At 35.3% G+C, this 9,602-nt stretch carries 9 protein-coding genes; 3 read left to right on the top strand and 6 right to left on the bottom strand.

From position 1 onward, the window contains the following. The coding region (locus N7U62_RS22630; RefSeq protein ID WP_264140395.1) for a PKD domain-containing protein at nucleotides 1-1,452 on the top strand (1,452 nt) is incomplete at its 5' end. A 69-nt stretch (nucleotides 1,453-1,521) separates the two neighbouring features. Here N7U62_RS22630 and N7U62_RS22625 read toward each other — a convergent pair. The 4 genes from N7U62_RS22625 to N7U62_RS22610 are packed head-to-tail and all read right to left on the bottom strand — an operon-like array spanning nucleotide 1,522 to nucleotide 5,633. Beyond that, nucleotides 1,522-2,349, bottom strand: a complete 828-nt coding sequence (locus N7U62_RS22625; protein WP_264140394.1) for a 2OG-Fe(II) oxygenase — start codon at nucleotides 2,347-2,349, stop codon at nucleotides 1,522-1,524. 12 nt (nucleotides 2,350-2,361) lie between these two features. Beyond that, nucleotides 2,362-3,075 carry a TolC family protein gene (locus N7U62_RS22620; RefSeq protein WP_264140393.1) on the bottom strand — a complete coding sequence of 238 codons (714 nt, stop codon included), beginning with the start codon at nucleotides 3,073-3,075 and terminating at the stop codon, nucleotides 2,362-2,364. A gap of 33 nt (nucleotides 3,076-3,108) precedes the next feature. Then, entirely contained in the window at nucleotides 3,109-4,323 is a 1,215-nt protein-coding gene (locus N7U62_RS22615; RefSeq protein WP_264140392.1) for a glycosyltransferase, read from the bottom strand. Beyond that, nucleotides 4,293-5,633, bottom strand: a complete 1,341-nt coding sequence (locus tag N7U62_RS22610) for a flippase (protein ID WP_264140391.1) — start codon at nucleotides 5,631-5,633, stop codon at nucleotides 4,293-4,295. The genes N7U62_RS22615 and N7U62_RS22610 overlap by 31 nt, the downstream gene beginning before the upstream one ends. Nucleotides 5,634-5,665: 32 nt before the next feature. Here N7U62_RS22610 and N7U62_RS22605 point away from each other — a divergent pair, with 32 nt between their 5' ends. Continuing rightward, nucleotides 5,666-6,694 carry an acyltransferase family protein gene (locus N7U62_RS22605; protein ID WP_264140390.1) on the top strand — a complete coding sequence of 343 codons (1,029 nt, stop codon included), beginning with the start codon at nucleotides 5,666-5,668 and terminating at the stop codon, nucleotides 6,692-6,694. Between the two features lie 3 nt (nucleotides 6,695-6,697). On the opposite strand, the gene N7U62_RS22600 is transcribed toward N7U62_RS22605, so the two are convergent. Both N7U62_RS22600 and N7U62_RS22595 read right to left on the bottom strand, forming a co-directional pair. Next, nucleotides 6,698-6,853, bottom strand: a complete 156-nt coding sequence (locus N7U62_RS22600; RefSeq protein ID WP_264140389.1) for a hypothetical protein — start codon at nucleotides 6,851-6,853, stop codon at nucleotides 6,698-6,700. A gap of 73 nt (nucleotides 6,854-6,926) precedes the next feature. Then, nucleotides 6,927-8,864, bottom strand: coding sequence for a hypothetical protein (locus N7U62_RS22595; RefSeq protein WP_264140388.1), 1,938 nt, complete (start codon nucleotides 8,862-8,864; stop codon nucleotides 6,927-6,929). A gap of 143 nt (nucleotides 8,865-9,007) precedes the next feature. Here N7U62_RS22595 and N7U62_RS22590 point away from each other — a divergent pair, with 143 nt between their 5' ends. Beyond that, nucleotides 9,008-9,601: an HAD family hydrolase gene (locus N7U62_RS22590; protein WP_264140387.1), complete on the top strand. Its 594-nt coding sequence runs from the start codon at nucleotides 9,008-9,010 to the stop codon at nucleotides 9,599-9,601. Nucleotide 9,602: the final 1 nt, after the last annotated feature.

The following is a 9,602-nucleotide window of genomic DNA, read 5'->3' as shown; positions in this document are numbered from 1 at the left end:
ACAGGTGCTAGTTCTATTGATAATATCACAATAGTCGTAAATCAAGCACCTGTCGCTCTAATAAGTAAAGAGACAGAAACAATTAAAACCGGGGAATCTGTAGAATTGGATGGTTCAGGATCTTCTGATCCAGATGGCACAATTACTTCATATGCGTGGACGATCAGTTCTGGACCTTCAATCCCAACTATTGATGATGCTGACAAGTCCAATGCCTCCGTCTCAATAGACACACCTGGTATATACACCATCACTCTGGAAGTCACTGACAATTTTGGACTAAGCTCCACTGACTTAATCACTATTACCGTTGAGAATAGAGCCCCCATTGCTCTCATTAGTAAAGAATCAGAATCTATCAATATAGGAGAGCAAGTGACTCTAGATGGTACAGGGTCTTCGGATCCTGATGGTACGGTCGCGTCCTATTTATGGACAGTTAGTTCTGGACCATCTACACCATCGATCCAAGATGCAGGTAATGCCTTAGCTTCTACTACCATTGATATCCCAGGTGAGTATGTTATTTCGCTGGAGGTAACCGATGATCTTGGAGCAAGTTCAATTGATTTAATCACCCTTATAGTCGGTAATAAGTCTCCAATTGCTATAATAAGCACGGATTCTCAAAACCTTCAAGTGGGAGAAACATTAACATTAGATGGATCGACCTCTTCTGATCCAGATGGCACCATATCCTCGTACCTATGGATTGTAAGTTCTGGACCTACTACCCCAACAATTGAAAATTCAGATAAAGCCACCGCTTCAGTAAAATTTGATCAAGTAGGAGAATATGTAATTACTTTAGAGATTATAGATAATTTAGGTTCGAGTGCTACTGACAACATCTCTATCTTAGTTGAAAACAGTGCTCCCATTGCTCTAATCAGCGAGGAAAAAGTAACAATGATGGCTGGTGAAACAATTGAACTAGACGGGTCTCAATCGACTGATTCTGATGGTTCTATTGCAGAGTATAAATGGAGTATCAGTTCAGGACCTGCCAAACCATATATTAAACAAGCTGATCAAGCCATTGCAACCATAAGCATAGACGTTCCGGGAGAATATGTGATTACTTTAGAAGTAACAGACAATACTGGAAACAGCTCGTCTGATGATATCCTTATTACTGTAGAAGCATTACCTATTCAACCTCTTTCTGTTGATGACCAAACTATTAATCCTCAGATCATCTTGAACCTCTATCCCAATCCTTCTATTCAGGGTATTGTCAACCTTAATTTGAATATTGAGACAGGAGAAACCGTAACTTTAGAGATTTTCACCCTAGATGGTAAAAGTGTTTTTTATCAGCAGCTTCAATATGAAGAAAATAATACCCATCTTGATTTATCAAAGGATATATCTAATATGAAATCTCAATTGGTCATTCTTTTGGTCAAAACCAATCAAGAGTATGATACAGAAAGATTAATAATAAAATAGAATAACTATTGTAGTGATATGTAGATATAAAAAAAGGAGCTCATGAGCTCCTTTTTTTATGTCTAATTCCTAATACTTTTTAAGCTCCTTTAATCCACCTGTTAACAAAGGTGGAATAAAGAGTTTTACTATTTGTTTCACTCTTTGCTTTCTAGCAAATTTATTCGCCTCTTCATCATCCTTACGATATTTAAAGATCGTTCTATGATCCTCTAACCCTTCTACTACTTCTCCATCAGGTCTACCGTTGGTATAGTAATACAGAGCAATCGACTGTCGTGTACGATCTTCTGGACAAGACAGTGGAGTTGGGTGTCCATGATAAGAAAAAGATGTTGTGGAAAACATAGCAATCCTATTAAATAAGGGCAATATCTTCTTTTCACATTTTTTCATTTCAGTGTCCCACAACTCAAAATGTCCTCCATATGATTCATCCCAATCTTTATTCAGATAAATCAAAAAGTTCAATCTTCTATCCAGTCCCAAATACCGATTTTTATTAAAGTCCGCATGCACTTTCAGCATTCCTCCTGGTTCAATTTGATGACAACCTGCTCCCTCAAAATAAGGATCAGGAATCAACTTATCAATACCCGAAACCTCGGCTAGAAAATTTAAAAATGGTTCCGAATTCAAATAATGCATAAACGCCTTGGTCTTAGGACCAAATCTACTTTCGCCTTTTGAGGCTAATTTCTTTTCGTTAGGGGTTTCAAACTTTAGATCAGGCTTTTTACGCATATCTGGAAATTCCTCTAATACCTCAGATAGCATTTTTTCATCAAAAAAATCATCAAGGTAAAAATTAGGAAAAGGTGACGCATTCTGATACAACTCCTTGCATTCAGCAGCAGTCTTTTTTAGATCTCGATATTTCTCACTTACATATTCCATTATATTCTTGATTTAATTTACATCTTCTAGATCCCTTCCTATCCACATCTCCAATTCTAATTTAGCGTTTTCCATCTCTGCTTTTGCGGCGAATAATTTTTCGACATCCAATTTATAGTTTTTAGCTACATTGTTATACAGTTCAAGTTCAATTTCACCGTTTGTAAATTTGTCTTCCATATTCATCAAAATTGCATAGGCCTCTTCCGCAATCTCTATTTTCAAATCGTATACCTCCTTATACATCAAATAATCATTATAGGAGGATAATACTTCCTTCTTCAGCATCATCCAGGACACTTCATGATTGTATAAACTAATCTGATGCATCTTTTTTGCAATTTTCGTGTGCGTAGGCTGCCTTACAAAAATTCCAACCGGGATTCTTACTCCAAAATTATATCTGGGGTAATAAACATTAGGCACCATATCAGAACTCGGTGGGTCTATTACAGACTCATTAATATTGGCGCTGACTGTTAGTTGATCCAACCATGCGTATTTCGATAATTTAACCTCTAACTCAGCAATTGCAACTTCCTCATCCTTGATAGAAAAACCAGGATAATTGAGATAAGCAAGATCTACCAATTTTTCACCAAATGCATCAATTCTCTCTTGCTCCTCAATGGAACGAATGTGATATTCCCTTGTTTGTGCCGAAAGTCCGCCGATCAATAAAATTGACTGAAAAGAGAGGAAAATTATGACTTTATTAATTTTCATTGTTAGGGTTCTGGTTTATTACTTCTTCTATTTTCAATTGAATTTTTCAGATATTAAACGTGACATTTTTGCCACACTAAAGTCCCATGAATTTGAAGATGCCATATCGATACGTTCTTTCATCAAGTACCTATCTGGCTCATCTAGAGCTCTCTCCACACTTGCGATAAACTCCTCATGTGTATCACCAGTATATACAAGTGAATCAAACTCAGGTAACTCGGAAAAATTTGACTTTACCACTGGTAAGGCCATTGCCAAATACTCATTAATCTTTAAAGGATAAATATTCTTGGTAAATACTGTTTTAAGAAATGGAATCAAACCAACATTAAATTTAGACAACTCTTTTGGCAACTTTTCATATTCTAATGCCCCAATCAGTTTGATATTTTCAACTCCCCGTATTTCTTCCAATAAATCTGGATAAACTACTCTACCAATTAACCTTACCTCAGCATCGGAAAACTGTTCAGCTATCTTTCTAATCAAGGCATAATCAATCCTTTCATCTAAACTACCTACATATCCAATTACAACTTTATCCGGCTCACGACTATATCCATTTTGTATGTAATAGTCATTGAAAAATTTAAAATCTACTCCATTTTGAATCAACTCACAATTTGGATTTGTTTTAGCCTTTGATTTCTGAAGGGTTCTAGAGGATACAAAAATCATATCAACCATCTTCATATAATCCAACTCTACTCCTGCGCCATATTTCTGAGCCCAAGGAGAACCGCTGATCTCATCATAACAATAATAGCAATGCAAGGCTTCATTGAGCTTTCCTACTGAATCCAAAGCAAAGAAGGGATTATAAGCACTTACAAAAGCTATTTTATCCCACTTCATTTTTTTAACAGCACTTTTGATTTTCCTTCGAATCAACCAACTATTCACTTTTAGTCCAAAACGAAAAATGCTTTCAGAATCAATCCAATTGATAGGAAAAACAGGCGGTAAGGAAAGCACATTCACATCAGTCCCTTGATCAGTTCTCTCAACTCTTAGGCTCTTTTTGGTACCGATTATTGGTCCCACATCAAGGTCACTTTTACCTAAAAATCTGTATAGTACATCCTTAAAGGTAAATTGATAATCCACATATATTATCTCATGGTTCCTCGCTAATCTATTGATCAACTGAGTGGTACTTTTAGCATAATTACCATTCCAAGGGGTAAATCCAAGACAAACAATTGGGGGATATATTATTTCTTCGCGATTTTGGTTAAGGTCCATTTAAACATTTGCGTGTAATAGTTAATCGTATATTTGAATACAGCACTGGTTGAAATGCCACCTACTTTTTGAAGAATTAACTGACATGATACAAACCCTATAACATATGAAATTAAGGTCGCAATAGCTCCGCCTAAGATACCAAACATACTAATCAATTGGTAGTTCAAACCTATGTTTAATAAGGCAATACATAAAACAAAGTAGAAGTTATAATGTGGCTTATTCAAAGTATTCATCACGGTCCCAAATTGCTTCAGAAAGGGCAAAATGATAATACCTAAAATAGTGACTCTAAGTATAGGAGTCGCTTCAATATAATCCGATCCTGCCAGCAGGTATATAATAAATTCTGGCACAAGCTGAACCACTATGATCACAGGGATCATCGGCACCAAGGTAGCAGCTACTGCCTTTTCATATAATGATTTCACAGCGTTGACCCCATCATCTTCATTGGCTCGAACAGTTTTAGGATATAATATATCAGCAACAGCTACTGAAGGAATTACAAACACATTCGTAATCCTAGCCGCTACATTGTGAATGGCGACTGAAGTAGATGACAGCAGCCCCCCTATTAATATATGGTCTGAGGTGGTAAGAGCCGAATTGCTTAAATTAGTATATAAACCATATTTCCCAAAAGAAAACAATTTAGAAATCCACTCTGATGATAAGCGCAGATTATACACCAAGTACTTCCTGGAAGTAATATAGGATGATACTGCGCCTAGAAAAACACTAATGGCCTGAAATAAAACCAATTGGATTAAACTAATATTTTGATCCAGAATTAATATCAGAAAACAGATAGTTGCAAAGAACCAACCTTGCTTTACGAAATAGCTGATAAATATCCCTTTGAAATTCAAATTTGCCTGTTGGACATATTCCAAATGAGAAAAGGGAATAAATAGCACAGCACTTATGGAATAGTACAAAATCATTTGACCAAGTTGATCTGATTCAAAAAAACCTGACAAATAACCACTGCTAACGACAAGCAATACCTGAACTATCGTTGTATAAATCAAATTGATATAGAATGCGCTGCTCAAAACCTCCTTCTTATGCTCATCTACAGCTTCAGTAAAAAACTTCACCATAGCAGCCTTGATCAAGCCATTTCTTCCAACCTCTATCGCCGTAGTGATACTCATAAAAAGAGCCCAAACCCCCATCTCCTCCTTCGTTAAACTTCGGATAATAATGAGAAAAGTACCTACACCAAAAAGTGGAATTGAAATACGCTGTGAAATCGCGAAAAAACCGGATTTAACCCAATAATTATTATTATTCTTGCCCAAATTTCATTCTTAAAAAGAGTCGTAAATATACAATGTCAGTAAGTAAAATCACCGGTATCAGTAAGAACAATATTGCCAGACTTGGCTGGATTGATTATGCCAAAGGAATCGCAATTATTTTGGTGGTGTATAGACATATTTTAATAGGTGTTGAACGCAGCGGATTAGAAGTAAGTAGCTGGCTTATTAACGCGAACGAAATCGTATACAGTTTTAGAATGCCACTTTTCTTTATGATCTCCGGCCTTTTCGTTTCCAAGAGTATTGCCAAAAGAAATACATTCAAAGCCTTTTTTGGATATAAAATCAACACGATTTATTACCCCTACTTGATCTGGGGTATCATCCAGATTAGCATTCAGATTCTTTTATCGAAGTTCACTAATGCAGAAAGAGGGTTAATTGACTTTGGTTTATTATTAGTTCACCCCCGTGCCATTGATCAACTTTGGTATCTTTATGCATTATTTAATGTGTCCATTCTATTCTTTTTTCTAAATACAACTCTAAAGATAAACGACAAGCTTCTTTTTTTTATTTCTTTGATAGCTTTGGGCTGCTCAACTTTTGTGAAAGAATACAGCCTCATTCATGATACCTTATACTTTTTGATATTCTTCGTAATTGGTCATTTACTTAGAAGTTTCGTTTTGGATGAATCGAAAAGTGAACTCTTTCAATCCTTTATACCTTTCTTAATCTTATTTCCATTCTTCTGGGGTACGCAATACTATTGGCTTACTCATCAGGACATGAATATCTACTTCTTTGCTTTGATAGCTGTTCTGGGCACACTATTCGTATTTTCCTTGTCTTTTATTCTGAATAAATATCAAATACTATCTTTTCTAAAAATCGTGGGAAGACATTCGCTCCAGGTATATCTGATGCACTTAATAATCGTATCAGCGGTTAGAATCATAATGGTCAAATTCCTGTCTATTGACTCTCCTATTGCCATTCTACTTACAGGATGGGTTTTGGGAGTATATATACCCATTTTAGCTTATCAATTATTAATACCATATGGATTTGGCTACTTTTTCAAATTCAAAAAGTAGTTTCTAGGCATCCATTTCCTTCATTTCCACATCATTAAGAACAGCGCCTAAATTTTTCTCTTTTAAGCTTTCTAAGAAATCAATCGATTCATAATCTGTTTGACTAAGTGAAGATTTTGCAGAAACCACTGTCAATACTCCATCTACAAAAGCTGACAATTCTCTTGAATCTGAGTTTTCATTTAAACATGCACCTTCCAGAAGTATGAGATCATAAGATCCCTTAACTACCTCAATAAATTTTTTGAATTGTTCTGGAGAACATAATTTCCAAAGGTGAGTAGTCTCCGCCTTTACATCCAATGATATCCACCTTTGGGAGTTTCGTTTTCTTTATCATATCGGCTTTCAAGACTCCTTTTGCGCCAATAGTTGACTCTAATTGATCTCCCCCTTCTAACACTTTGGTTAATGTGTTATTCGTAAAATTGGTGTCTACTATTAGCACTTTCATTTGACTTTGGCTGATAGAAACAGAAAGAGCTTGGATCAGATTTGATTTTCCTTCAGCATTCTTCATACTTGTCACCAAAATGGTCTTCTTTCGAGAACTTATAATGAAATATCTCAATTTCCTAAGCTGATCCCTAAATATCAACCGAGCCTTATGCTTAGCATTGAACTCTGGGTTGAAAATTGTGTATATATCCGCCTTTTTTAAATCAATATTATTAAGCAGTCCAACTAATTTGAGATCAACCAGCGTTGTAAAATTTTTACTATTCTTAATAGATGAATCCAAAAATTCAACAAGAACAATAGTCAGCACAATTAATACAAAAGTACTCATCCCCGATATTCCAGAAATAATAATTCTTTTTGAAGGTTCTGGCTCTGTCGCAGGTAAGCCTAGTAAAATTTGATTTATTGAATCTCCAGAAGCCATCGACACATTCAAAGCCTGGCTATACTTCTCTTGTGCGGCTTTGTAATCCTCACTTGCAAGATCTACCTCCCTTTCCAATGCATCTATCCTAGCTTCTTTAGAAGCAAACCCTCCCACATCGACATTAGCATTAGAAATATTCTCTTCCAAAGCCTTAATATTTTGTTCAGCGATTTGAAGATCTACTTCAAGCTCACGTTTAGTCGCCTGTAACTGCTCATAGCTGGTAACTTCATTCTCCTGAGAAACTATTCTTATATACCTCTGTTGTATATCCCTTAAAATAACTAATGAATCCTTCAAGTTTTTGTCGACATATCCACTGTTCCGATACCTCTCATTCATTTCGTTAATTTCACGTCGAATTTCGACAACATCTTGATTAGTTATTCTCTCTAAATCATTGACTCCTGAAAGTCTCCTTTTTACATCGCGAAGTTGCAATGAAATAGCCCTATGCTTTTTATTTTCCTCCGCAAGATCTAGCTCCAATTCTGAGATTCTAGAGATTTTATTTTCCCTTTCCATTTCAAAATTCACCATGCTATTGTAGCGTTTAAACTTCTGAAGATTGTCTGTCGCTAAATCAAGTTCTTTTCGTTTTTCCTGAACTAATTTGGCAAATGTCTCTACGGTATTGCTCTTTCTAGTATTGACAAGCCTAACATTAAAGCGAAGTAACTCCTTACATAAGGTGTTCACCATGTAAGCTGACAGCAATGGATTTTCTGTATATGCATCGATTGAAACATAGTCCGTACTTTTTACTCGTCCAACGTTTATATTTTCCTTCAATGTTTCAAAATCATACTCATATAATTCCATTAATTTCTGAGCCTCCTTCTCTTCTGGAATAAGGGTGTTTAGAATTAACATTGAATCCAATTTTTGATGGTAGAGGCCAATTAACTTCCCTTTATCAATTGAGTTGAGAAAAGCGATATCCTCCTCATCTTCTATATTCAATTTCGTAAATTTAGATTTCCCATCTACTTCCAAATCATGAATAATCAGGTTATAAGAAAGTAGAGATAAAACCCTAGAGGATTTCATAGTTTCAATTAGGTTATTGAATTTAACCTCAGAGTCATAAGGACTAAAACGCTCTGAAGTAATGTTCACCTCTTGAGAAATGGTGAAACCTGTAGAGAGCTGGGCCGTCGATCGATAGAGCTTTTTAAAATCAGAAGTTAGAAGAAAGGTCAGGATAACTGCCAAAACTGGCAACCCAATCAAATACCAAACTTTACGATAAAGAACTTTGAATATGGTTAATAACTCCATAAAAATTTAAAATCTAGAGATAGAATTGGATATAAATCACAATATTAAAATATGTATTCGAATTAATGTCTTAGCTAGAAATAATTGTGACGCTTATTTTGAACAAGTAACTTGCATGCCGATACTTAAACTTAATTTATTCAATGAAAAAGACCCTAGCCCTTTTTGATTTTGATGGTACAATTACCTCCAAAGACACCTTATTCGAAATAGCAAAATTTTCGACAAGTAAAACGTTATATTGGGTTAAAATCTTAAGTCTTCTTCCAATATTCTTTTTAATGAAGATTGGAATAATTCCTAAATCAAAAGGAAAAGAAACATTCCTATGGGTCTTTTTTCATGGTTTAAATGAAGAAACATTTAATGCGCTTTGTTTTGAATTTTGCTTGGAGAAACTTCCAATGCTATTACGTCCAAAGGCTATAAATAAAATTTCAGAACTACAGAAGAAAAATACAGACATCTACATTGTTAGTGCTTCACCTCAAAATTGGATTATCCCATGGGCCAAACAATTAAACATTAATGTTCTAAGCACGCAACTTGATTTTAGCAACTCTTCTTTTACAGGGAAAATAAAAAACGAAAATGTTAACTACGAAGAAAAGGTTAAGATTATCCAGAGAAACATTGATTTATCTCAATACAATGAAATTCTAGCATTTGGTGACACAAAAGGCGACATACCAATGTTAAACCTTGCATCTAGCTCCCATTTTAGGCCATTTGAATAAC

The sequence above is a fragment of the Reichenbachiella ulvae genome, from assembly GCF_025833875.1.
Classification (GTDB): Bacteria; Bacteroidota; Bacteroidia; order Cytophagales; family Cyclobacteriaceae; genus Reichenbachiella; species Reichenbachiella ulvae.
The sequence above is the reverse complement of the archived record's forward strand: the minus strand, read 5'-3'. Positions and strand labels throughout refer to the sequence as shown.

Excerpts from the sequence above, each read along its gene's own strand:
- N7U62_RS22625 (WP_264140394.1), bottom strand. The coding sequence starts at position 2,349 with ATGGAATATGTAAGTGAGAAATATCGAGATCTAAAAAAGACTGCTGCT.
- N7U62_RS22605 (WP_264140390.1), top strand. The coding sequence starts at position 5,666 with ATGTCAGTAAGTAAAATCACCGGTATCAGTAAGAACAATATTGCCAGA.
- N7U62_RS22620 (WP_264140393.1), bottom strand. The coding sequence starts at position 3,075 with ATGAAAATTAATAAAGTCATAATTTTCCTCTCTTTTCAGTCAATTTTA.
- N7U62_RS22615 (WP_264140392.1), bottom strand. The coding sequence starts at position 4,323 with ATGGACCTTAACCAAAATCGCGAAGAAATAATATATCCCCCAATTGTT.
- N7U62_RS22595 (WP_264140388.1), bottom strand. The coding sequence starts at position 8,864 with ATGGAGTTATTAACCATATTCAAAGTTCTTTATCGTAAAGTTTGGTAT.
- N7U62_RS22590 (WP_264140387.1), top strand. The coding sequence starts at position 9,008 with ATGAAAAAGACCCTAGCCCTTTTTGATTTTGATGGTACAATTACCTCC.